This window comes from Bradyrhizobium sp. Gha, assembly GCF_900113735.1.
GTDB lineage: Bacteria > Pseudomonadota > Alphaproteobacteria > Rhizobiales > Xanthobacteraceae > Bradyrhizobium.
The window spans coordinates 125,798-148,831 of the sequence record NZ_FOQM01000010.1 but is presented as its reverse complement, the minus strand read 5'-3'; the positions used below and the strand labels follow the sequence as shown (position 1 = coordinate 148,831).

Below are 23,034 nucleotides of genomic sequence, written 5' to 3'. Positions count from 1 at the left end.
TTGAATTGTTGGCAGTGATCTTTTTTTGCTGATTGATCGTTTTTGGCTCAGTAGCGTGCGATCGCAGGCGCGTCGAACTTGTAGCTCGCGCGGACGACGGCCCACTGGATGTCACGCGGCTTGGCATCGAAGGTGTAGTTGCCCGAGGTGCCGCCGAGTTGATAGGTCTGGCCGCCGAAGGCCGCGTAATTGTACTCGAGGCCGACGATCCAGTTGCGGGTGATGCCGTATTCCCAACCCGCGCCCACCGTCCAGCCGTTGGCCCAGTGGGTCTGACCACCCGAGCCGGTCACTCCCACCGTATCGGTCACCGAGAGGCGGTTGTTCACGCCCGCATAGCCGCCCTTGATGTAGAACAGGTTGTTCTGCACGGCGAAGCCGGCGCGGCCGACCACCGTTGCGAGCACGTTGGCGCGCCAGCTGAAGACGTTGCCGCCCGGAGCGAACGCGGTGTTCACGATGGTGCCCTTGTTGTCCAGGCCGGAAATCGTGCCTTCCATGCCGAACACGTAGTTGTTGGCCTGCCAGTTGTAGCCGATCTGGGCGCCGCCCATGATGCCGGCGCTACGCTGACGGTAACCCTGCCCCGGCGTCAGATCGCCGAACGGGGCACCGACGCCGTTGTTGATGAACTGCTCGTTGGTCCAGGCGCCGCCGATGTGACCACCAACGTAGAAACCGGTCCAGTTGAACAGCGGCTCGATATAGGCAGGCGCCTTGGTGTAGGGACGCGCGGCGAGATCGGCGGCGGAAGCTGCACCAGTCGAAACCAGAGCGGTCGTGCAGGCGAAGGCGGCAATCAACTTGTTACGCATGGTACACCCCGTGTCCTTTGATGGGCGCACGCTCACACGCAGTTCTTACTCAAATTTGAATCAAGAAAGTTAAGACCCGGGATTGGCAGTTGGCGGTCCTTGAATCCGGAGGCGCTGTTGCACCCACGCAACGCCGAAGTCGTGATTTAACGCGGCGTTATCCCTACCAAATCGCTGCATCAGGGTGCCGGCACGGCTGTCGAATGCACGTGCTCGGGCCGCACCCCGATGGCGATGAAGCGCGCCGGAATACTCTGAAGCCATGGCAGCGCATTGATGAGGCGCAGGACAAGCGGCACCTTGAGCGGTTGATCGCCGCCCTTCAGCGCGCCGCTGATGATGTTGTTCTGCACGATCACCTGCATCGCCTGCGTCATCTTCACCGGGAACTCGCGGCGCCGCCTGATCGCATCGAGCTCTTCGTCCGATGGACAGCCGCGCGTCAGCTTGTCCGCGAGCAGATTGGCAGTCGCGACCGCATCCTGCACGGCAAGATTGACGCCGACGCCGCCGACCGGCGACATCGCATGCGCGGCGTCGCCGATGCAGAGCAAGCCGGGCCTGGTCCAGCGGCCCAGGCGATTGATCGCGACGGTGAGAAGCTTGACATCGTCAAAGCTCCTCACGTCGCCAATCCCGCGCTCGAGGATCGGTGCCATGCGCACGACGTCGTCGAGCAGCGCCTGTAGTCCCCTCGCCCTCACCGCATCATATTGTCCCTTGGCGATGACATAGGCGCACTGCCAGTAATCGCCGCGATCGAAGGTCACCATCATCTTGCCTGGCTCGACGCGCGCGAACAGATTTTCGGTTTCGTCGCCAGACCGGCCGGCACGGAACCAGAGCACATCCATCGGCGCACCGATCTCCTCGACGGCAAGGCCTGCGCGTTCGCGCACCGTCGAATGCCGCCCGTCGCAGGCAACGGTGAGATCGGCCTCGATGTCGACGATGCCGTCGCGCGTCCTGGCGCGCACACCGGCAATTGCGTCGCCGCGGCGGATCAGGTCGACCGCCTCCGTGCTCATCAAAACCTTCAGGGAGGCAAAGCGCTTGCCCGCCTCGCGCAGGAAATTGAGAAAATCCCATTGCGGCATGAAGGCGATGAACGGGTATTTCGTATTCAGCCGGCTGAGATCGGCGATCCGCACCTTGGTGCCGCCGAACAGGCCGTCCATCTTCTGCAAGCGCTGATGCGGCAGCTTGAGGAACCCGTCGATCAAGCCTAGCTCGTCCATCACCTGAAGCGTCGAGGGATGCACGGTGTCGCCGCGAAAATCGCGGAAGAAATCGGCGTGCTTCTCCAGCACAACGACATCGATGCCGGCACGTCCGAGCAGATAGCCGAGCATCATGCCGGCGGGTCCGCCGCCGACGATACAGCAGCGGACCTTCATGGAGCGCGGCCGGGATTGTTGAGGCGTGGCTGCGTCCATGATCCGATCTCCTGGCGTTTCGATCCAACAAGGGATTGTAACGCTCACCCGCGACAAAGGCTCAATTCGATCGGGGGGAACCGCTCAATTGTTGCTGCGGTTCGCGGTGCGGAAGCTCTTGACCTCCGAGACGCTGCCATCGCGGTAGATCAATTCGACGGACATGAACTGCGTCGCCGGCGGCAGCTTCTCATAGAGCAGCATGCCGGCCGTGATCCCAGAGGGATCACGGAGATCGCACGGCGGCAGCTTCAGCACCTTGTCCGGTACCGCGGTGTCGATGCCGATGCGCACCTCGCGGATTGCACAACGATACGACACCAAATGCGTGTAGTAGACCAGCAGTCCGTTGAACTGGCGGAACGACAGCCAGCTCGTGGCGGTCATGTCGAGGATCTTGCGCTGGTCGCGGATCAGCGCCGCTTCCGGATCGAACTTGATCGGGAACGGACCCTGCATGTCGCCGGAGGCATCGACGTAACGAACCTCGATGGTGCCGGCCGGCGCATCCGCAGGCAGCTCGATCGACGGATTTGGCATCCGCTTGCGGGTGCGCGGATCGAGCGTGTCCATGAAGCCGGTCTCGCGGAAATCACCAGTGCCGGCCATGCGCCAGGACACGCCGAGCGTAGGGTCGGCAAACGAGAACGTCACGCTCCAGCCGCCATTGTGGCGCGAGAAGCTCGCGATCGGCGCGTTGGTGGTCTCCTCCTTCGGCACGCGCGGCACCGACACCGGCGGCAGCGCCGCGACCTTCTGCGGCGGCGGATCGGCCGGCCGTATCGCGCCTGCCGCGGCATCCTTCGCGGCACCGCTGAGGAAGACGTCGTCGACCATCTGGTCGAAATAAACCGGCACCTGCTTGTGCTTGACGGTGTCGGCCATCTCGCTGACCAGACGGCGCGTATGCTGCGCGACCTGCACCAGATTCTCGCCGGGCTGCAGCAGCTCCCTGGCGAAGGTGCGGGTGAACACCGAGTTCGGATTGGCATCGTCGTTCGAGAGACGATCGAGCGCGGTTTGCCGCGGCCCGGCCGAGAACACCGAGAACACGCCCTCAGGAAGCTGTGTCATCGGCGCAAGCCCGCCGCCGCCGGCCACCGCACGCGTGCCTGATCGTTCGAACGGATTGTTGCGGCAGGCGTCGAACACGAGGATCGAGGTGCGTGCCTTCTTGTTCTGGAGACGCTCGACGACGCGATCGGCGAGAATGGAGGCGTCGCGCACCAGCTCTTCCTGGCCTTCGGTCGCCGCCGGGACATCGGTCGGCAGCAGATAATTCTGACCCGCGATCTCGAAACCGTGGCCTGCATAGAAGAAGAACGCCGTGTCGCCGGGCTCGATCGCCCGATCGAACGCCAGGAGCGTCTCAGCGAATTGCTGACGGTTCTGGTTTTCAGCGACCATCACCTGGAAGCCGAGCTGCTTCAGCGTATCGCCCATCGTGCGGGCATCGTTGACGGCCTTCTGGAGCTTTGGAACGTTTTTGTAGTCGTTGTTGCCGACGACGAGCGCGACGCGCTTTTCGGCGTGGGCGGCGTCAACGAAACTGCCGAGGCTCGCCGCAACGCCAATCGCTGCCAAAAGTCTGAAAACCCGACGCGTCATCTCGATGTTCCCCCTTGAGAACGGCTTCCCAACGCCTCCATCCGGAAGCCCGCCCCCGTCGATGTGATAGTCGGCTCAGCCGCAACGGCGGTTCAACCGGCCCGTCCTATCAGCTCCGCCCATCTGGCCTATGGCAGATTCCACCGGAATCTGCTTCTTCTTGGACGGAATTCCGTTCGAGACGAGGGCTGCCGTGTATCGCTGGTGCACCGACGAGGTCGAGCCGCACGACCGTTTCGACTATTGGCGCGAGGTCCGGGCGAAGGGCTTGTTCGGCGTCACCGCGGAACTCGAGCGTGAACGGCGGAGCGACTTCTACGGTGAATTCTCGCTGGGCCAGGTCGGCAATGGCGCCCTGGTCGAGCTGAAGGCCTCGGCCTATGCGGTCGAACGGAGCCAGGCCGACATCGGCCACGCACCGGGTGACAGCATCTGCGTCTACCAGCAGCTCGGCGGTGGCGGCTGGTTCGGCGGCATGCGCTCCAGCGATTTCGCCATTGCCAATGGCAGCTTCGCCACCAGCCATACGGACCTGCCCTACCGCACCAAACCACTGGGCGATGCCGGCTTTCACCTGCGGATCCTGAAGATCCCGGTCAGCGGGCTTGCAACCCAGGACAAGCGCATTCGCGAGCTTGCGCCGAAACCGTTCAACGATCCCGCTCTGGCTTCCCTGCTCGATGCCTGCTTTGCCGATCTCCGCGAGGCTGCGGCCAATGAGGGGGCCCCCGACGCAATCCCGCTGGTACAGGCGCTGGGACATCTCGCGCTGATCGAGCGCGGCATCGTCAGGCCGGTCAGCCGACGCGCACAGGCCGCGCTTCGGACCGCCCGCCTGTCGCTGGCCCGGCGCCTGATCGCCCACAATTTGCAGGACCCCGATCTGGCGCCGGCCCGGGTGGCCGACCTGCTCGGCGTCTCCGTCCGGCACCTGCACATGCTGTTTGAGGCCGGGGAGCGCAGCTTCTCCCAGACCGTGACCGAAGAGCGGTTGAAGCAAAGCCGACGGCTGATGTGCGAAGCGCCGGAGCGGCTGATTGCCGACATCGCCAAGGCGTGCGGTTTTGAGAGCCTGGCAACCTATTACCGGCTCTTCAATGCCGCCTACGGCATGGCGCCCGGTGATTTCCGGGCCCAGGCTGCAGGGTCACGTTAACCACCGGGCCGGCCAGAGCGGCGAAAAGCCGAGTTACAGCCGGTATTTGTCCAAAAACCTTAAGGTTTTAAGGACCTTCCCGCGCCTGCTCCATTGACTTTGGCCGATTCCACCCTATGTTCCGGGTCGACGCGGCTCAGATCGAAAAGCGATTCCTGAGCCTGGCGCTTTGTTCGCGTGAGTCAGCACCCCCAGCTTCTTTGAGAGCGCGCCGTTTCGGGGTGGAACGCGACAGCCTTCTTACTCTCGATTCCGAACGGCGGTTTCGACCAGAGGCTCAATGTCCTTTTCTAATCTCGGACTGTCCGAAAAAGTCCTCGCCGCAGTGGCGGCCACCGGTTACACCACCCCCACCCCCATTCAGGAACAGGCGATCCCCCACGTCCTCGCACGCAAGGATGTGCTCGGCATCGCCCAGACCGGCACCGGCAAGACCGCCGCCTTCGTGCTGCCGATGCTCACCATTCTCGAAAAGGGTCGCGCCCGCGCACGCATGCCACGCACGCTGATCCTCGAGCCGACCCGCGAACTCGCGGCTCAGGTCAAGGAAAACTTCGACCGCTACGGGGCCGGCCAGAAACTCAACGTCGCCCTGCTGATCGGCGGCGTCTCCTTCGGTGACCAGGATGCCAAGCTGACCCGCGGCGTCGACGTGCTGATCGCCACCCCCGGCCGCCTGCTCGACCATACCGAGCGCGGCGGCCTGTTGCTCACCGGCGTCGAGCTGCTCGTGATCGACGAAGCCGACCGCATGCTCGACATGGGCTTCATTCCCGACATCGAGCGCATCTGCAAGCTCGTTCCCTTCACGCGGCAGACCCTTTTCTTCACCGCGACGATGCCGCCGGAAATCCGGCGCATCACCGAGGCCTTTCTGCACAATCCGCAGAAGGTCGAGGTCTCCAAGCCCGCCACCACAGCCGTCACCGTCACGCAGTCGCAGGTTCCCGCCGGGCGCGAGGCCCACGAGAAGCGCGAGCTTCTCCGCAAATTGCTGCGCGAGGCCAAGGATCTCAAGAACGCGATTATCTTCTGCAATCGCAAGCGCGAAGTCGCGATCGTTCACAAATCGCTTCAGAAACACGGCTTCAGCGTCGGCGCACTGCACGGCGACATGGACCAGCCGGCCCGCATGGCAGCGCTCGAACAGTTCCGCAAAGGCGAGCTCCCGTTGCTGGTGGCCTCCGACGTTGCCGCCCGCGGCCTCGACATTCCCGAGGTCAGCCACGTCTTCAATTTCGACGTCCCGCACCATCCCGACGACTACGTCCATCGTGTTGGCCGCACCGGCCGCGCAGGCCGCACCGGCACCGCGATCTCGATCGTCACGCCGCTCGATCAGAAGTCGATGGTCGCGATCGAAAAGCTGATCGGCCAGAGCATTCCCCGCGCCGAGGGCGATTTCGAAGTGCCTGCGGATTCGGGGGAGCGGAGCGACCGTCCGCGCGAAGCGCGCGGTCGCGATCGTGAACGTTCCCGTGGGGGACGCGGCAAGCCACAGCGCGGTCGCGACCGTGAGCGCAGCCACGAGCCGCGACACGCCTCCGAGGCAATGCCGTCGTCGGATGGAACAAGGCCCTCTGCGGAAGCACGGCCTGCGCGCGAGGCAAGACCTGCGCGCGAGGCAAGACCTCCGCGCGAAGCAAGGCAGTCATCCGAACCGCGCGGAGGATCGCGCCAGCAGGCCAACAATTCGCACGTGCCGTCGATCGGCCGCCCCGAACCACGCCGCCAGCGCGAGGCCGACACCGAGCCCGGCGATCACTCGCATCTCCCGGCGTTTCTGCTCCGACCGGTGCGCTCCCCCGCCGGCGCCTGAAACCAGGATACACGCCTGAGTTGAACGTTCGGTCGTTTACCGACCATTCACGATCGTCCGTTAGCCTACGAACATAATTTAAGCATTGCTGCGGCCGGTGGCGCACGGAGCCGCTGTGTGGGGTATGTTCGGTGGTCAAGGTGCTCGATGAACACGAACGCTCGATGGCGTTCGCCGAGGTGGCGCTCGGTCAGATACGGTCGCTGAAGCAAACCGCGATTCCCCGCAATTACGAGATCTGGTACGTCTACGCGACCGGCTACAACGCACCGCTCAACAAGATCATCAACGAGACGCTGGCACGCAACGGCAAGCTGTCCGAAGCCGATCTCGAGCAGATCTACGACACCTATCTCTCCCACATCAAAACGACCGACCGTATCGACAAGGTCGGTGCGCGCGTCATCGCCGAGATCGACGACGTGACGAGGGTGCTGAGAGAGGCGCTCGGCATGACCGGCGCCTACGATGCCAGCCTCTCGGACGCGACGAAAAAACTGTCGTCGTCCGGGACGCCCGAGCAGATCAAGACGATCGTCGAAGCGCTGCTGCGCTCGACCAGCGAGATGCGCGAGACCAACAGGGCGCTGGAAGACCGGTTGACGCTGTCGAAGAGCGAGATCAGCAATCTGCAGCAGAGCCTGGAAGCGATCCGCGCCGAGAGCCTGACCGACCCGCTGACCGGGCTCGGCAACCGCAAATATTTCGACCGCATGATCGGCATGGCGGTGCAGAGCGCGCTTGCGAGCGGCGAGCCGCTGTCGCTGCTGCTGTTCGACATCGACCATTTCAAGTCCTTCAACGATTCCTATGGTCATCTCACGGGCGACCAGGTGCTCCGGCTCGTCGGCCTGTCGCTGAAGCAGACAATCAAGGGCCAGGACATCACCGCGCGCTATGGCGGCGAGGAATTCGCGGTCGTGCTGCCCAACACCGCGCTGCGCCAGGCCCTCACCGTCGCCGACCATATCCGCCGTGCCGTGATGGCGAAGGAATTGAAGAAGAAATCGACCGGCGAGATCCTCGGCCGCGTCACCATCTCCGTCGGCGTATCCATGCTGAAGCAGGGTGACGACACCGAAACGTTGATCGATCGTGCGGACTCCTGCCTCTACGCGGCCAAGCGCAACGGCCGTAACCGTGTGATCTGCGAAGTCGACCCGGAATACACGATCGAGACGTACAACCGGGTGGCGTGATCAGGGCCGCGAGATCCGCCCCCGCTTGACATTCCAACCTGACGAACGACATTTTCCTCGCCAGATCGCATCGAGGATTTCTCGTCGTGCCCAATCCGCATGATTTTCACACGCCACAACCGTCCTACACCAAGGACGAGCTGCTGAGATCGAGCGAAGGCGGTTATTTCGGCGCGGGCAACGCGCAATTGCCGGCGCCGCCGATGCTGATGATGGACCGCATTATCGAGATCAGCCTGGATGGCGGCGAGTACGGCAAGGGCCATATCGTGGGCGAGTTCGACATCGTGCCGGACCACTGGTTCTTCGATTGCCACTATCGCGGTGATGCAATGATGCCGGGAAGCCTGGGCCTGGATGCGATGTGGCAGATGGTCGGATACTGGCTCGGCTGGTCGGGCTCGCCAGGCAAAGGCCGCGCCATCGGCGTCGGCGAGGTCGAGGTGACGGGCGCCATCACCCCGGAGACGCGCTCGGTCCGCTACGAAGTTGCCATGCGCATGGTCCGTCGCGGCAAGCTGGTGCTCGGCATTGCCGATGGCCGTGTCGTTGCGGACGGCGTCAGTGTGTTCGTGGCGAAGGACATGCGGGTCGGCCTGACCAAGGCCGTGGAGTGATCCTCAAGCCCGACGCTTGGCACCCTTTCGCGGGGCCGCCTTTTTGGTCGCCTTCTTCGGCGCTTTCGCCGGCTTGCCCGCGGTCTTCTTCGCCGCTTGCTTCGCCTTCGGCCGCTTCTTCACCTTGGCGCGCTGCGCGGCGGCAAGCGCTGCCCTTGCCCATTGCGCCAGCTCGGCGGAATCATCGAACAGGCGCGCCGGCAGCTCCCAGTAGGAATTGACCGTCACGGTCTTGGCGCGGGTCGAATATTGGAACGGCTTTGAGCCTTCAGCCTCAAAGTCCGGAATGGTCACCGCGTCGGCGCGGAAGAACAGGCCGGCGCGCAAGGCAAGCGCGAAGTTGATGCCGTCGGCAGAAATGCCGTAGCCGGAGAACATCTTTCGGATGGCGACCGGGCCGAAATCGGCGAACAGGTCGATCAGGAATTCGCGCTCCATGTCTCCCCCGTTACGTTCGCCGCCTGCGGATCAACGTATCACCGGCCGTGCAGTCGCGTTCGCGCAAAGCTAAATGATTGCGGTAGATGCTACTTATGATAGTCTCTACCCGGAATAGATAGCCGGGATATCATTGTGTTTCCGAGACCGCTGAATCGCAAGCTGGCAAATCTGGCGCGATTTGCTCGAGTGCAGATCCGGATCGCTTTCCTGCACATGAAGACATTCGGCTTCGAGAATACGGCGCTCGGTACCACTGTGACGGGCTGGTGGAATTTGCGATATCAATCACATGCGCTCAAGACAGACGATCTCGCACACGTCGAGACCATGGCAATGGACTGGCTCAGCGCGGATCACAGCGGATCGGAGTTCGTTGGAATCGTGATGAACGGCACCATCAAAGTGAACGGCAAGACGCACAATTCATTCATCCTGAGATCGCGGACTGCCGACCAGTCAATTAGGATGATGGCCTACAATCCTTATTACGATGATCCGAACGAGAAGGAACCGTGGGTGACCCCGTTCATTGACTTTCCCGCCGACCAAGACGTTTCGCTCGAAACGCGCAAGGCCCTCGAGAGCATCATGATAAGAGCATCACTCGGGAAGTAGGCGCGGCCGCGCGACTTGGTCGAGCCGCGACGATTGCGTCAGTCGATCTTCGCCGGGCGCAGCTCGACCGACTCGCCGCAGCCGCAGGCGGAGATCTGGTTGGGGTTGTTGAAGACGAACTGGGCCTGCATCTTGTCGGCCTTGTAGTCCATCTCGGTGCCGAGCAGGAACAGCACGGCCTTGGGGTCGACCAGGATCTTGACGCCCTTGTCCTCGACGACCTCGTCGGTCGGGCGGATCTCGTGGGCGTATTCGACCGTGTAGGACTGGCCGGCACAGCCGCCGTTCTTCACGCCGACGCGCAGGCCGACGATCTCGGAATCGGCGCGCTGGGTCAGCTCGCTGATGCGTTGCGCTGCGGCATCCGTCAGTCGCATCACCTGCGGGCGCGGACGCCGCGGCTTCGGAGTGGATGCTGGTGTCGAGCCGGACGATATCTGTGTCATGTCAGGGATGTGGTCCGTTGCGGAGCAAATTCAATATCGAGTTTACGCGTCACCACATGTTGAGCACGAGGCGCGCCTCGTCGCTCATGCGTTCCGGTGTCCAGGCCGGCTCCCAGACCACCTTGACGTCGACCACGCCGACGCCGGGGACGCTGGCGACCGCGTTCTCGACCATGGTCGGCAGCTCACCGGCGGCCGGACAATTCGGCGTCGTCAGCGTCATCTGGACGTCCACGGAACGGTCATCCTTGATCTCGACCTTGTAGATCAGGCCGAGCTCATAGATGTCGGCCGGAATTTCGGGATCGAACACGGTCTTGAGGCCGGCGATGATCTCTCTGGTCAGACGCTCGGTCTCCTCCGGCGGCAGCGCCGAATGGGTCTCCATCGGATTGGCTTTGATTTCGGCCGTGTCACTCATGCGAACAAATCCCGCGCCTTGAGCAGCGCCTGTGCCAGATGATCGACTTCTTCCCGCGTATTGTACATGCCGAACGAGGCCCGGCAGGTGGCAGTCACGTTGAACCGCTCTAAAAGCGGCATCACGCAATGGGTGCCGGCACGCACCGCGATGCCCTGACGGTCGATCACGGTGGCGACGTCGTGGGCGTGCGCGCCCTTGAGCTCGAAGGAGATCACCGGGCCCTTGCCCCGCGCGGTGCCGATCAGGCGCAGCGAGTTGATTTCGCGCAAGCGCTCCTGGGCGTAGGTGACGAGATCGTGCTCGTGAGCGGCGATGCGTTCCTTGCCGATCGAATTGACGTAGTCGATGGCAGCCCCGAGACCAACGGCTTCGACGATCGCGGGCGTGCCGGCCTCGAACTTGTGCGGGGGATCGCCATAGGTGACGACCTCGCGCGACACCTCGCGGATCATCTCGCCACCGCCGTTGAAGGGGCGCATCGCCACGAGGTGATCGTACTTGGCCCAGAGCACGCCGATGCCGGTCGGACCGTAGACCTTGTGGCCGGTGAAGACGTAGAAGTCGCAGCCGATGTCCTGGACGTCAACAGGCAGATGCACGGCGCCCTGGCTGCCGTCGACCAGCACGGGAATGCCGCGGGCGTGCGCGATCTTCACGACGTCCTTGACCGGAACGATGGTGCCGAGCGCATTCGACATCTGCGTGATCGCGACCAGCTTGGTCTTCGATGTCAGCAGCTTCTCGAACTCGTCGATGAGAAAATTGCCCTCGTCATCGACAGGCGCCCATTTGATCACGGCACCCTGGCGCTCCCTGAGGAAATGCCAGGGAACGATGTTGGAGTGGTGCTCCATGATCGAGAGGACGATCTCGTCGCCCTCTTTGATGTTCGGACCGCCCCAGGAGGAGGCAACCAGATTGATCGCTTCCGTCGCGTTGCGGGTGAAGATCACTTCCTCAGATCGGGGCGCATTGATGAACTGCGCCGCCTTGGTGCGGCCGCCCTCATAGGCCTCGGTCGCAGCGTTCGCGAGATAATGCAGGCCACGATGCACGTTGGCGTATTCGCTAGTGTAGGCCTGCGTCATGCGCTCGAGCACGGCGCTCGGCTTCTGCGCCGAAGCCGCATTGTCGAGATAGACCAGATTCTTGCCGTAGACCTGCAGGCTAAGCGCCGGAAAGTCCCGGCGCACGCGCTCGACGTCGTAGGCGCCGTTCCTGACTGCGGGATGCGTGCTCATGACCGCCGCTCCAGCCAGCGCTCGGCAATGCCGATCACGTGCTCGCGGAGGCCATCATCGGCGATCTGCTCGATCGCTTCGCCGACAAACGCCTGAATCAGCAGCGCCTGGGCTTGCTTCTCGGGCAGGCCTCGGGCTTTCAGATAGAACAGCAGGCTGTCGTCGAGCGCGCCGGCGGTGGCGCCGTGACCGCAGGAAACGTCGTCGGCGAAGATCTCGAGCTCCGGCTTGTTGTCGGCCTCGGCTTCGTCCGAGAGCAGCAGCGCCCGCGTCATCATCTTGCCGTCGGTCTTCTGCGCGTCGGGGCGAACGATGATGCGGCCCTGGAACACCGAATGGGCGCGATCGTCGATCACGGCGCGGAACACTTCGCGGCTGACGCAGTTCGGGACCGCATGGTCGACGACCAGCGTGGTGTCGCCATGCTCGGTCTTCTGGAGCAGGTTGACGCCGTTGGCGGAGAGCTCGCTGTTCTCGCCTGCCAGCGTGATGAAGCCCTGCAAGCGGCTGACCGCGGCGCCTGCGGTCATGTTGAAGATATTGAACTTCACGTCGGCGCCGACGGTGACGAAATGCGAGGTGACGTTCACGGCGTCAGGCGCATCGTCCATCAGGCGAATGTGCGCGACGTCCGCGTTGTCGCCGACCCAGAGGATCACCGCATCGTTGACCTGATAGCCGCCTACCTTCCCGGCGGCGACGAAGCTCTCGACGACCGTCGCGCGGACGTTCTTGCCGATCCGCAGATGCGAGCGGGTGAACGCGGATGCGCCAGCCGCTGTCGCGACGTGAATGATCTGGATCGGGGCGGACAATTGCGTTCCGTCAGCCACCGACACCACAACGCCGTCCGTCGCCATCGCCGCATTGAGCGAGATCACCGCATCGGTCGTGGCGGTCTGAAGCAGATCCCCAGCGGCAGCATTGGCCTCGTTCGCCAGGGCCTCGTGCAGCGTCTTGAGGCTCGCTTCGGACGCGAGTGCCTTCACGTCGGAGAGATCGGCCGCGAACACGCCGTCGACCAGCACCAGCTTGCGAGCGCCGGCGACCGCATGCGCCTTCACGGCCTCCGCGGCGCGCTTCAGCGCAGCCGAATCGGGCGCGGCGGCCAGCGGCAGCACCTCGCCGACCAGCGCGCGCAGGTCGGTGTATTTCCATTCCTCGATCCGGCGATGCGGCAGGCCGAGACGCTCGTAGGTCTCGAACGCCTCGCGGCGTACTGCTGCGACCGCGGGCGAACCGGGCAGGCGGCCCTCGGCGCTGGTGAAGAGATCGCTCACCGCGCGGCCGTTCCCGGTCTTGGCCAAAGCAACGTTCATCGCAAAATCCCTTACGCAGCGTCCTCGAACTGGGCGTAGCCGGACTCCTCCAGCTCCAGCGCCAGTTGCTTATCACCGCTCTTCACGACGCGGCCCTTCGACATCACGTGTACGAAATCAGGCACGATGTAGTTCAGCAGGCGCTGATAGTGGGTGATCACCACCATCGCGCGCTTGGGCGAATGCAGCGCGTTGACGCCGTCGGCCGCGATGCGCAGCGCGTCGATGTCGAGGCCCGAATCCATCTCGTCGAGGATGCACAGGCTCGGCTCGAACAGCGCCATCTGCAGCACCTCGTTGCGCTTCTTCTCGCCGCCGGAGAAGCCGACATTGACGCCGCGCTTGAGCATGTCCTGCGGGATGTTCAGCGACTTCGAGACTTCGCGGACCTTCTTCAAAAAGTCCGGCGTCGAATATTCGCTCTCGCCGCGGGCCTTGCGCTGCGCATTCAGCGCGGTGCGCAGGAAGGTCATGGTGGCGACGCCGGGAATCTCGACCGGATACTGGAACGCCAGGAACACGCCCTTGGCCGCGCGCTCCTCGGGAGCCATCTCCAGCAGGTCCTCGCCCTTGAACAGGATCTGGCCATCTGTGACCTCATAGCCGGGCTTGCCGGCGATGACGTGCGAGAGCGTCGACTTGCCGGAGCCGTTCGGCCCCATGATCGCGTGCACCTCGCCTTCGTTCACGGTCAGCGTCAGCCCGTGGAGGATCTCACGCTCCTCGACACGAACCTTGAGGTCTTTCACTTCAAGCAAAGCCATCTTGGTATCCAGTTCATTCAGATGATGTTGGAGCGCCTCAGCGCACCGCGAGGGCCGGCAATCAGCCGACCGACCCTTCAAGCGAGATCGAGATCAGCTTCTGTGCTTCCACCGCGAATTCCATCGGCAGTTGCTGCAGCACGTCCTTGACGAAGCCATTGACGACGAGGCCGACGGCCTCTTCCTGCGAAAGACCACGCTGTATGCAGTAGAACAGCACGTCTTCGGAGATCTTCGAGGTCGTCGCCTCGTGCTCGAACGTCGCCGACGAGTTCTTGGCCTCGATATAGGGCACGGTGTGCGCGCCGCATTTGTCGCCGATCAGCAGGGAATCGCAGGCCGTGAAGTTACGCGCGCCGGTCGCCTTGCGATGCGCGGTGACGAGGCCGCGATAGGTGTTCTGCGACTTGCCGGCGGCGATGCCCTTGGAGATGATGCGGCTCGACGTGTTCTTGCCGAGATGGATCATCTTGGTGCCCGAGTCGACCTGCTGGAAGCCGTTCGAGATCGCGATCGAGTAGAACTCGCCGCGGGAGTTGTCGCCGCGCAGGATACAGCTCGGATATTTCCAGGTGATCGCCGAACCTGTTTCGACCTGGGTCCAGGAGATCTTGGAATTATTGCCGCGGCAGTCGCCACGCTTGGTGACGAAATTGTAGATGCCGCCCTTGCCTTCCGAATTGCCCGGATACCAGTTCTGCACCGTCGAATATTTGATCTCGGCGTCATCGAGCGCCACGAGCTCGACCACGGCAGCGTGCAACTGATTCTCGTCGCGCTGCGGGGCGGTGCAGCCTTCGAGATAGGAGACGTAAGAGCCCTTGTCGGCGATGATCAGGGTGCGCTCGAACTGGCCGGTGTTGCGCTCGTTGATGCGGAAATAGGTCGACAGCTCCATCGGGCAGCGCACGCCCGGCGGCACGTAGACGAACGAGCCGTCGGAGAACACCGCCGAGTTCAGCGTCGCGTAGAAATTGTCCGAGGTCGGAACCACCGAGCCGAGATATTTCTGTACCAGTTCAGGGTGCTCGCGGATCGCCTCCGAGATCGGCATGAAGATCACGCCGGCCTTCTTCAGCTCCGCCTTGAACGTGGTCGCAACCGAGACCGAATCGAAGACCGCATCGACCGCGATCTTGCGGCGGGCGGGATCTTGTTCACCCACCTTCGGCTCGACGCCTTCGAGCATGGCGACTTCCCGCAAGGGGATGCCAAGCTTCTCGTAGGTCCTCAGAATCTCCGGATCGATCTCGTCGAGCGAGGTGACCGTCTTCTTCGGCTTCGGCGCGGCGTAGTAATAAAGATCCTGGAAGTCGATCTTGGGATAGTCGACGCGCGCCCAGGTCGGCTCGGTCATAGTCAGCCAGCGCCGATAGGCCTCGAGCCGCCACTGCAGCATCCACGCGGGCTCATTCTTCTTCTGGGAGATGAATTTGACGGTCTCTTCCGACAGCCCCTTGGGGGCCTTGTCGGACTCGATCAGGGTCTCAAACCCATAACGATACTGATCGACGTCGATGCGCTTCACGCGCTCGACCGTCTCTTGCACGGCTGGCATTCTATCCTCCGCTCGCGGTTTCAAGGACCGCGGTGGATCAAACTCGAACGAGTCTTACGATGTTTACTGGCGGAAAGCACGGGCTTAGAACCGTTCAAGCCGTGTTTCGTCGCTTAGCCCTTAAGTAGGGTATTACCGAGCTTTCGCCAAGCCTCCAAGGCGCGATTGATGTCCTCGGGTTCCGTGGACCAGCCCAGACTGAGGCGCACCGCTCCCTGGGCCACCGCGGGGTCGAATCCCATCGCGGAAAGTACGTGCGAGGGCTGGACCTTGCCCGAGGAGCAGGCCGAGCCCGAGGATACCGCGATCCCCTCGAGGTCGAAGCCGATCACGGCAGTCTCGGCCTTGAGCCCTGGCGCGGTGAACAAAACGGTATTGGGCAACCTCTTCACGGCCTCCGCGAAGACGGTTGCGCCGGCAACCGCCCCGATGCCATTTACCAAGCGGTCTCTGAGACTTGCCATCCGTTCCGCATCCTCAAGCAGAGCCTGAAGGGCGGCTTTCACCGCGGCGCCGAAGCCCGCTATCCCGGCAACATTCTCGGTTCCCGCCCGACGGCCGAGCTCCTGTCCGCCGCCCCGCAACACCGGCTCCAATCCGCCGAGCCCCTCGGTCACGACCAGCGCGCCCACGCCTTTGGGACCCCCGATCTTGTGTGCGGAAAAAGTCGCGAGGTCCGCGCCGACCTCGTTAATGTTGAAAGCAATTTTGCCCAGCGCCTGGATCGCGTCGACGTGCAGGAGGCCGCCGGCCTCGTGGATGATCTCGGCCGCCTCCGCCACCGGCTGGAGCGCACCGGTCTCGTTGTTGGCCGCCATGATCGAGACCAGCGCCGGCGGACCGTCCGCGAGCAGCGTGCGGAGATGATCGAGATCGACGATGCCGGAGCGCGTGACGCTGACCTGGCTGACGCGCTCTCCCGGGAACCGGCCGCCCGCGAGCACCGAGGCATGTTCGATCGCGGAGACCAGGAGCCGCTGCACCGGACCGCCCGAACGGCCGCGCAGGCCCGGTGAGAGCGCCAGCGCATTGGCCTCGGTCCCGGCGGAGGTGAAGATGACGTTCCGCGGCAGCGCGCCCACGGCCGTCGCCAGCGCCGCCCGCGCATCCTCGACGAGCCGCCGCGCCTCCCGCCCCTCGGCGTGGACCGAGGACGGATTGCCGATCAGCTCGTCAGCGGCCCGCATCGCTGCGCGCGCCTCGGCGCGCAGCGGTGTGGTCGCATTCCAGTCGAGATAGACGCGGCTTGGCATGGCGCCCTCTTAGCACCTTTTGTCGTCGCGCCAATCGGGCGGCTCGATCCGGTTCAGCTCGTGCGCGCGTTTAAAGCACGCCGCAATTGTAGAAGATCGGCAGGGCGAAGGCTAAAATCCGCACCAAGTCCAGATCCAAGATCGAAAGTTGCTGCGGTGTTGACATGGTTTTCTGCTCTTTGACGGCAAGACATCACCGGTTTTCGGACCATGTCTGACGGGCACAATGCGCCGGAAACGGAGCGCACCGAGTCGGTTTGGGATGAGGACCGAGCGCCCGGGAATGATGCATCGCCAACCGTGACAAGTGGTTGGCGCAGCGGGATCAACGGCGAGTGGGCGATGTTCGCGGCGATCGCTGCCATCGCGATCGTCGTTGGCATCGTCAATGCGCTCTCCGGCGCACAGGACGCGGCCTGGCGCGGCGACACCGCCGATCTCGGCCAGCGCCTGTTCTGGGAGATGACGAGCATCATCGTCATTCTGGCGCTGGTTCCGATCCTGATGCTGTCGGTCCGGTACGTGCGCGGAACGACGGGGCTGGCAAGGCGAATCGGAATCGGTGCGGCCGCCCTGCTCGCCTTCTCGGCCCTCCACATCGCCGGCATGGTCAGCTTGCGAAAGCTCCTGCTCTGGCTCGCGGGCAACCGCTACGACTTCCATTTCTCGCTGACATCCGTTCTCTATGAGTTCCGCAAGGATGCGGTGACTGCATTGCTGATTGGGGCAACGCTCTGGCTGCTCGAAAGCCGCCGCGAACTGCGCAAGGCCGCACAAGAAAGCCTGTCCATTCCTGCCATCCCGCAGGAGCAACCGTCTTCTCCCGATCTGATCTGGCTCCGCGACGGCACGAGCCGCATTCGCGTCAGGCCGCGGGAGATCCTGTGGGTCGCCTCCGCGGGCAACTACATCGAATATTGCCTCGCCGACGGCACCCAGCACCTGATCCGGGGCACGCTCGCCGCCACCGAAGGTGAGCTCGCCCGCTTCGCCATCGTTCGCGTGCACCGGACCCGGCTTGCCAATCTCGACCGGGTCAGCGGCATCGAGTTCAAGCCGTCAGGGGATTTCGAGCTCACCTTCGACGACGGCAGGACGCTGGGCGGCAGCCGCCGCTACCGGTCTGCGGTCGCCTCGCTCGGAGGCCGCACCGCGCCTGCGTGAATCGCGAACCGAATAAATATCCGTTATTTCAATGACTTACATCAAAGTCGACGAGGCCGGCGATCCCGTCGATCGACCCCGGTCGCCCCGGCCGAGGCTCCTCGATCCCAGGCTAAGCTCTTGAGCACATTGGCAGATGTCGAAGATGCTTGCTTTTTGCCCCGCAGCCTATGTTAGAACGCGCACCGTCAAGTCACCGTGCGCCGTCAGCGCATCACCGCGAGGCGCACGCCTTCTCATCTTCCATTCGCGCTTTCGTCGGCATCGCTGTCGATGAGGGCCACAATCGGTTGATTGCCGAGGCCAGCTCTCCAGCAAGTCAATCCAGAGATCATCGATGCCTGAAGTTATTTTCACTGGCCCCGCCGGCCGCCTCGAAGGCCGCTATCACCCGGCCAAGCAGAAGAACGCGCCGATTGCGATGATCCTGCATCCGCATCCGCAGTTTCACGGCACGATGAATCATCAGATCGTGTACCAGTGCTACTACGCTTTTGCGCATCGCGGCTTCTCGGTGCTGCGCTTCAACTTCCGCGGCGTCGGCCGCAGCCAGGGCTCGTTCGATCACGGCACCGGCGAATTGTCGGATGCGGCGGCAGCCCTCGACTGGGCGCAGACCATCAACCCTGAGGCCCGTGCCTGCTGGGTCGCCGGGTTCTCCTTCGGCGCCTGGATCGGCATGCAGCTTTTGATGCGCCGCCCCGAGGTCGAAGGCTTCATCTCGATCGCGCCGCCGGCCAACCTCTATGACTTCTCGTTCCTTGCGCCCTGCCCGTCGTCAGGGCTCATCGTGCACGGCGAGAAGGACGCGGTGGTGCCGCCGAAGGACGTCAACACGCTGGTCGAGAAGCTGAAGACGCAGAAAGGCATCGTGATCGACCAGCAGGTCATCCCCGGCGCCAATCACTTCTTCGACGCCAAGCTCGAGCCGCTGATGGAAACCATCACCGCCTATCTCGACATGCGCCTCGCCAACGTGCGTTGAGAATGACATGACCGCGTTCGTAGCCCTGCTGCGCGCGGTCAACGTCGGAGGTACCGGCAAGCTGCCGATGACTGAGCTCAAGGTGATGTGCGAGGAGCTCGGTTTTGGTGCCGTGCGCACCTACATCGCCAGCGGCAACGTGGTCTTCACCAGCCGCAAATCAGAATCCGCGATCAAGGCCGCGCTGGAAAAGCGTTTGCACGCCCATGCCGGCGCGCCGGTCGGCGTGCTGGTACGCAGCGCTGCCGAGATGGCAAGGGTTTTGGCCGACAATCCGTTTCCGAAAATGGCGCCGAACCGCACGGTCGCGATCTTCCTCGACAAGGCGCCGCCCGCGGACACGCTCGCCGGAATTCGCGGTCGGAAGGGCGAAGAGATCAAGCTCGGCCGCCGCGAGATCTACGTGCATTATGGCGACGGCATGGGGACATCAAAGCTCGCGATCCCCGCCGCCAGGGCCGGCACCGCGCGCAACATGAACACGATCGCGACGCTGGTGAAGATGGCTGCAGAGCTCTAGGCGAGCTTCAGCGCGCCGATCCCCATCAACACCAGCGCGATGCCGGCGAGCTTCATCGCGCTCAAGCTCTCGCCGAACAGCACCACGCCCATGGCGAAGGTGCCGGCCGCACCGATGCCGGTCCACACCGAATAGGCGACGCCGACCTCGAGCACCTTCAAGGCACGTCCGAGTAGGAAGACGAAGGCGACCAGCAGCACGAACGAGACGGCACTCCAGCCGACGCGCGTGTAACCTTCCGCATACTTCATCGAGATGGCCCAGCCGACATCGAGCGCACCGGCGATCACCAGCATCAGCCAGGCCACAGATTGCGACATCGCTCAGGCCGCGAGCTTGAGCAGATGCGCTCTGTGGCGCACGAGGAATGCGCGCAGCAATTCTGGATAGTCCGCGCCGACAGCCGTACGCACGCTGGGACGTTTCGCCAGCTCAGCGCGCCAGGCGCGCACCTTCGGGACGTCGCGGAAGATGCCGTGATCGGTCAATTCGTCGAACAGATCGAAATAGCGGAAGACAGGCGCGAACACGGCATCGACCAGGCTGAACGTCTCGCCTGCGAAATAAGGCCCGGTGCCGAGCGCGTCTTCCACGCGGGCGAATTTCCCGAGGAGCGCCTGGCGCTTGCTTTCAAACGTCGCCGGATCCGTCGCGGTCTCAAGCCCCCAGAGATCGCCGAGGATCGCCGAGCCGAACTCCATCCAGGCCCGATGCTCTGCGCGCTTCAACGCGTCGGCCGGGTGAAGCTTCGCGCCGCCTTGCGTCTCCTCGATGTATTCACAGATCACATTGCTCTCGAACAACGCGACCTCGCCGTTCTCCTCCGTCGCCACCACGAGCACCGGCACCTTGCCGAGCGGCGATATCTTCATAAACCAGTCCGGCTTATTGGCGAGATCGATGTCGACCCGCTCGAACGGCACGCCCTTCTCCTTCAGCGCGATCACCGCGCGCTGCACGTAAGGGCAAAGCTTGTGGCTGATCAGTTTCAGTCGAGCAGGCGTTTCAGGCGACGAAGTCATGGCGACGATCCCGGCGGTTCAATGCAACTGCATCCAAGATAGATGCATTTGCATATACCCGTCAAGATCAATGCACCTGCATCAACCGCCCGTGATCAAGGCCGCGCGATGACCCCGCCCGTCATCGGCATCGGCGCACCCGTGGTGGCCGGATAGGACAGCGGCAGGCCCTTGAGGCCACGCACCGCGAGGAAGCCGAAGGCTTGCGCCTCGATGGCGTCGGAAGCCCAACCGAGCGTCTCGGCGGCCTCGACGGTGGCCGTTCCGACCTGCTCCCGCAGCATCCGCAGCATGGTGAGGTTGCGCGCGCCGCCGCCGCAGATGATCCAGCTACGCGGCCGCCGCGGCAACAAGGGAATGATGCGGGCGATCGCGGCCGCCGTGAAGGCGGTGAGCGTCGCCGCCCCGTCGGCCGGCGCGATATCGCCGAGCTTCAATGCAGCAAAGTCGTTGCGATCGAGCGATTTCGGCGGGGGAAGCGCGAAGAACGGCAGCTCCAGCGCCCGCGCGATCCAGGCCTGGTCGGCCTTGCCGAGCGCTGCGAACTTGCCTTCGGCGTCGAACGGCTTGTTCATGGTGCGGTACATGAAATCGTCGAGCAGCGCATTGCCGGGGCCGGTGTCGCAGGCGATCAGCGTATCGTTGCCGTCGATATAGGTGATGTTGGAGACGCCACCGATGTTGACCACGACGATCGGCCCTTCGCGCTCCAGTGAATTGACGAGCGCCCGGTGATAGACCGGCACCAACGGCGCGCCCTGCCCGCCGGCCTCGACGTCGGCGGCGCGGAAGTCGTGCATGACAGGAATATGGATGGCCCTGGCCAGCGCCGGCGCATCGCCGATCTGGACCGTCAGCCGCCGCTCGGGCCGGTGCAGCACGGTCTGGCCGTGGAAGCCGACGATGTCGATCTCCTCCGGCTTCATCCGGTTCTGGCCGACGAAGGCGGCGACCGCCTCGGCATGAGCCTGCGTCACCGCGCGCTCCGCCTCGACCAGGATCCCCGGCCGGGCATCGCGTTGCGAAAGACTCGCGGCCTCGGTGAGCGCCTGACGCAGCAGATTGCGCTCGGCCGGGCTATAGGGCCGGTAGCCTGACGGTCCGAACGCCTGTACCTGCTTTCCATCGGTTTCGATCAGCGCGACGTCGACCCCATCCAGCGAGGTGCCGCTCATCAAACCGAGTGCCGTCAACATCATGGGATCAGCGTCCTCGAGACCCACCCTGCCATGCCGATCTTGTGCCAGAGGGACACATCTTATAATGCCACAGGCCAAAGTGGCGGCGGCAATTCGAGTTCCAGGCGAACACCGTTAAATTGCCCCCAAAACGGTAAACCAAGAATTGTCAGGCTCGCCGACAGATGACTGTATTTAAATCGGATTTCCTCAACACCCTGCAGGAGCGTGGATTCATCCACCAATGCTCCGATTTCGAGGGGCTCGACGCCCTCGCCGCCAAGGGCGAGGCGATCGCCTATGTCGGTTACGACTGCACCGCCCGCTCGCTGCATATCGGCAACTACCTGACCATGATGATGCTGCACTGGCTGCAGCAGTCCGGCAACAAGCCGATCACGCTGATGGGCGGTGGCACCACCATGGTCGGCGATCCCTCCGGCAAGGACGAGACGCGTGCGATGCGCACGATAGCCGAGATCGAGGCCAACAAGGAATCGATCCGTGGTGTGTTCGCAAAAGTGCTGCGCTATGGCGAAGCCAAGAGCGACGCCATCATGCTCGACAATGCGGAGTGGCTGACCAAGCTGAACTGGATCGAGATGCTGCGCGACGTCGGCAAGCATTTCTCGGTCAACCGCATGCTGACGATGGACTCCGTGCGCCTGCGCCTGGAGCGCGAGCAGGAGATGAGCTTCATCGAGTTCAACTACATGGTCTGCCAGGCCTACGATTTCGTCGAGCTCGCCAAGCGCACCGGCTGTCACCTGCAGATGGGGGGATCGGACCAGTGGGGCAACATCATCATGGGCGTCGATCTCGGCCGCCGCATGGGCACGCACCAGCTGTTTGCGTTGACGACGCCGCTGCTGACGACCGCCTCGGGAGCCAAGATGGGCAAGACCGCGCAAGGCGCAGTGTGGCTCAATGCCGACCAGTTCTCGCCCTACGATTTCTGGCAATACTGGCGCAACACCGAGGACGCCGACGTCGGCAAATTCCTGAAGCTGTTTACGACGCTCCCGATGACCGAAATCAGGAAGCTCGAAGCGCTCGGCGGCTCCGAGATCAACGAGGCCAAGAAGGTGCTCGCGACGGAAGCGACCGCGCTGCTGCATGGTCGCGATGCCGCCAATGAAGCGGCCGAGACTGCGCGCCGCACGTTCGAGGAAGGCGCGCTTGCCGAAAGCCTGCCGACGGTGGAAATTCCGCGCGGCGAGTTGGACGGCGGCCTCGGCGTGCTGAACGCCTTCGTCAAGGCGGGCCTCGTTGCCTCCAATGGCGAAGCGCGGCGGCAGATCAAGGGAGGCGGCCTGCGCGTCAACGACGTCGCAGTCACCGACGAGAAGTTGGCGCTGTCGGCCGCGAACCTCACGCCGGAGGGCGTCATCAAGCTGTCCTTCGGCAAGAAGAAGCACGTCCTCATCCGGCCTGCATAGGCGTATGAGCTTTTG

23 protein-coding genes are annotated in these 23,034 nt (G+C 63.6%); 9 read left to right on the top strand and 14 right to left on the bottom strand.

The features are described from left to right. Positions 1 to 47: 47 nt before the first annotated feature. The 3 genes from BM222_RS15595 to BM222_RS15585 all read right to left on the bottom strand — a co-directional run bounded on the left by BM222_RS15595 (position 48) and on the right by BM222_RS15585 (position 3,859). The gene (locus BM222_RS15595) at positions 48 to 815 is read right to left on the bottom strand and encodes an outer membrane protein (protein ID WP_092229114.1); all 768 of its coding nucleotides are present in this window, start codon (positions 813 to 815) and stop codon (positions 48 to 50) included. A 179-nt stretch (positions 816 to 994) separates the two neighbouring features. After that, entirely contained in the window at positions 995 to 2,251 is a 1,257-nt protein-coding gene (locus BM222_RS15590; protein WP_177243240.1) for an FAD-dependent oxidoreductase, read from the bottom strand. Positions 2,252 to 2,335: 84 nt separating this feature from the next. After that, a complete protein-coding gene (locus tag BM222_RS15585) occupies positions 2,336 to 3,859 on the bottom strand; it encodes a caspase family protein (RefSeq protein ID WP_092229112.1) in 1,524 nt (507 codons plus the stop codon). A 193-nt stretch (positions 3,860 to 4,052) separates the two neighbouring features. Between BM222_RS15585 and BM222_RS15580 the strand changes: the two genes are divergently transcribed. From BM222_RS15580 to fabA, 4 genes are all read left to right on the top strand, one after another. Then, positions 4,053 to 5,015 carry a helix-turn-helix transcriptional regulator gene (locus BM222_RS15580; RefSeq protein WP_092229146.1) on the top strand — a complete coding sequence of 321 codons (963 nt, stop codon included), beginning with the start codon at positions 4,053 to 4,055 and terminating at the stop codon, positions 5,013 to 5,015. Positions 5,016 to 5,295: 280 nt separating this feature from the next. Further along, positions 5,296 to 6,834: a DEAD/DEAH box helicase gene (locus BM222_RS15575; protein WP_092229111.1), complete on the top strand. Its 1,539-nt coding sequence runs from the start codon at positions 5,296 to 5,298 to the stop codon at positions 6,832 to 6,834. Positions 6,835 to 6,965: 131 nt separating this feature from the next. After that, complete coding sequence (locus tag BM222_RS15570) at positions 6,966 to 8,033, top strand: GGDEF domain-containing protein (protein WP_092229110.1); 1,068 nt, start codon at positions 6,966 to 6,968, stop codon at positions 8,031 to 8,033. An 86-nt stretch (positions 8,034 to 8,119) separates the two neighbouring features. Then, positions 8,120 to 8,650 carry a bifunctional 3-hydroxydecanoyl-ACP dehydratase/trans-2-decenoyl-ACP isomerase gene (gene fabA, locus BM222_RS15565; RefSeq protein WP_092229109.1) on the top strand — a complete coding sequence of 177 codons (531 nt, stop codon included), beginning with the start codon at positions 8,120 to 8,122 and terminating at the stop codon, positions 8,648 to 8,650. Positions 8,651 to 8,653: 3 nt separating this feature from the next. Here fabA and BM222_RS15560 read toward each other — a convergent pair whose 3' ends face one another. After that, on the bottom strand, positions 8,654 to 9,088 hold the full coding sequence (locus tag BM222_RS15560) for a TfoX/Sxy family protein (protein WP_092229108.1): 435 nt from the start codon (positions 9,086 to 9,088) through the stop codon (positions 8,654 to 8,656). 189 nt (positions 9,089 to 9,277) lie between these two features. Between BM222_RS15560 and BM222_RS15555 the strand changes: the two genes are divergently transcribed. Further along, positions 9,278 to 9,706: a hypothetical protein gene (locus tag BM222_RS15555; RefSeq protein ID WP_092229107.1), complete on the top strand. Its 429-nt coding sequence runs from the start codon at positions 9,278 to 9,280 to the stop codon at positions 9,704 to 9,706. Between the two features lie 38 nt (positions 9,707 to 9,744). Here BM222_RS15555 and BM222_RS15550 read toward each other — a convergent pair whose 3' ends face one another. The 7 genes from BM222_RS15550 to BM222_RS15520 all read right to left on the bottom strand — a co-directional run bounded on the left by BM222_RS15550 (position 9,745) and on the right by BM222_RS15520 (position 16,711). Then, positions 9,745 to 10,152: a HesB/IscA family protein gene (locus tag BM222_RS15550; RefSeq protein ID WP_092229106.1), complete on the bottom strand. Its 408-nt coding sequence runs from the start codon at positions 10,150 to 10,152 to the stop codon at positions 9,745 to 9,747. 49 nt (positions 10,153 to 10,201) lie between these two features. Then, positions 10,202 to 10,573 (bottom strand): SUF system Fe-S cluster assembly protein, encoded by a 372-nt coding sequence (locus tag BM222_RS15545; protein WP_092229105.1) that lies wholly within the window; start codon positions 10,571 to 10,573, stop codon positions 10,202 to 10,204. Then, a complete protein-coding gene (locus BM222_RS15540) occupies positions 10,570 to 11,817 on the bottom strand; it encodes a cysteine desulfurase (RefSeq protein WP_092229104.1) in 1,248 nt (415 codons plus the stop codon). The genes BM222_RS15545 and BM222_RS15540 overlap by 4 nt, the downstream gene beginning before the upstream one ends. Next, a complete protein-coding gene (sufD, locus tag BM222_RS15535) occupies positions 11,814 to 13,136 on the bottom strand; it encodes a Fe-S cluster assembly protein SufD (RefSeq protein WP_092229103.1) in 1,323 nt (440 codons plus the stop codon). The genes BM222_RS15540 and sufD overlap by 4 nt, the downstream gene beginning before the upstream one ends. Positions 13,137 to 13,147: 11 nt before the next feature. Next, entirely contained in the window at positions 13,148 to 13,900 is a 753-nt protein-coding gene (gene sufC / locus BM222_RS15530; protein WP_092229102.1) for a Fe-S cluster assembly ATPase SufC, read from the bottom strand. Between the two features lie 61 nt (positions 13,901 to 13,961). After that, a complete protein-coding gene (gene sufB, locus BM222_RS15525) occupies positions 13,962 to 15,458 on the bottom strand; it encodes a Fe-S cluster assembly protein SufB (RefSeq protein WP_092229101.1) in 1,497 nt (498 codons plus the stop codon). Positions 15,459 to 15,571: 113 nt separating this feature from the next. Beyond that, the gene (locus tag BM222_RS15520) at positions 15,572 to 16,711 is read right to left on the bottom strand and encodes a cysteine desulfurase family protein (protein WP_092229100.1); all 1,140 of its coding nucleotides are present in this window, start codon (positions 16,709 to 16,711) and stop codon (positions 15,572 to 15,574) included. Positions 16,712 to 17,053: 342 nt separating this feature from the next. Between BM222_RS15520 and BM222_RS15515 the strand changes: the two genes are divergently transcribed. The 3 genes from BM222_RS15515 (at position 17,054) to BM222_RS15505 (ending at position 19,380) form a co-directional block, all read left to right on the top strand. Then, positions 17,054 to 17,875, top strand: coding sequence for a LytTR family DNA-binding domain-containing protein (locus BM222_RS15515; protein ID WP_244547142.1), 822 nt, complete (start codon positions 17,054 to 17,056; stop codon positions 17,873 to 17,875). Between the two features lie 337 nt (positions 17,876 to 18,212). Further along, a complete protein-coding gene (locus tag BM222_RS15510) occupies positions 18,213 to 18,860 on the top strand; it encodes an alpha/beta hydrolase (RefSeq protein WP_014495555.1) in 648 nt (215 codons plus the stop codon). Positions 18,861 to 18,867: 7 nt separating this feature from the next. Then, the gene (locus tag BM222_RS15505; protein ID WP_092229098.1) at positions 18,868 to 19,380 is read left to right on the top strand and encodes a DUF1697 domain-containing protein; all 513 of its coding nucleotides are present in this window, start codon (positions 18,868 to 18,870) and stop codon (positions 19,378 to 19,380) included. On the opposite strand, the gene BM222_RS15500 is transcribed toward BM222_RS15505, so the two are convergent. The 3 genes from BM222_RS15500 to BM222_RS15490 all read right to left on the bottom strand — a co-directional run bounded on the left by BM222_RS15500 (position 19,377) and on the right by BM222_RS15490 (position 21,601). Then, positions 19,377 to 19,700, bottom strand: a complete 324-nt coding sequence (locus BM222_RS15500) for a DMT family transporter (protein ID WP_092229097.1) — start codon at positions 19,698 to 19,700, stop codon at positions 19,377 to 19,379. The two genes, BM222_RS15505 and BM222_RS15500, sit on opposite strands and share 4 nt — an antisense overlap. Before the next feature lie 3 nt (positions 19,701 to 19,703). Continuing rightward, positions 19,704 to 20,402 carry a glutathione S-transferase family protein gene (locus tag BM222_RS15495; RefSeq protein ID WP_092229096.1) on the bottom strand — a complete coding sequence of 233 codons (699 nt, stop codon included), beginning with the start codon at positions 20,400 to 20,402 and terminating at the stop codon, positions 19,704 to 19,706. Between the two features lie 95 nt (positions 20,403 to 20,497). Continuing rightward, positions 20,498 to 21,601: an anhydro-N-acetylmuramic acid kinase gene (locus BM222_RS15490; protein ID WP_092229095.1), complete on the bottom strand. Its 1,104-nt coding sequence runs from the start codon at positions 21,599 to 21,601 to the stop codon at positions 20,498 to 20,500. 164 nt (positions 21,602 to 21,765) lie between these two features. Here BM222_RS15490 and tyrS point away from each other — a divergent pair, with 164 nt between their 5' ends. After that, the gene (gene tyrS, locus BM222_RS15485) at positions 21,766 to 23,019 is read left to right on the top strand and encodes a tyrosine--tRNA ligase (RefSeq protein WP_092229094.1); all 1,254 of its coding nucleotides are present in this window, start codon (positions 21,766 to 21,768) and stop codon (positions 23,017 to 23,019) included. Positions 23,020 to 23,034 lie beyond the last annotated feature (15 nt).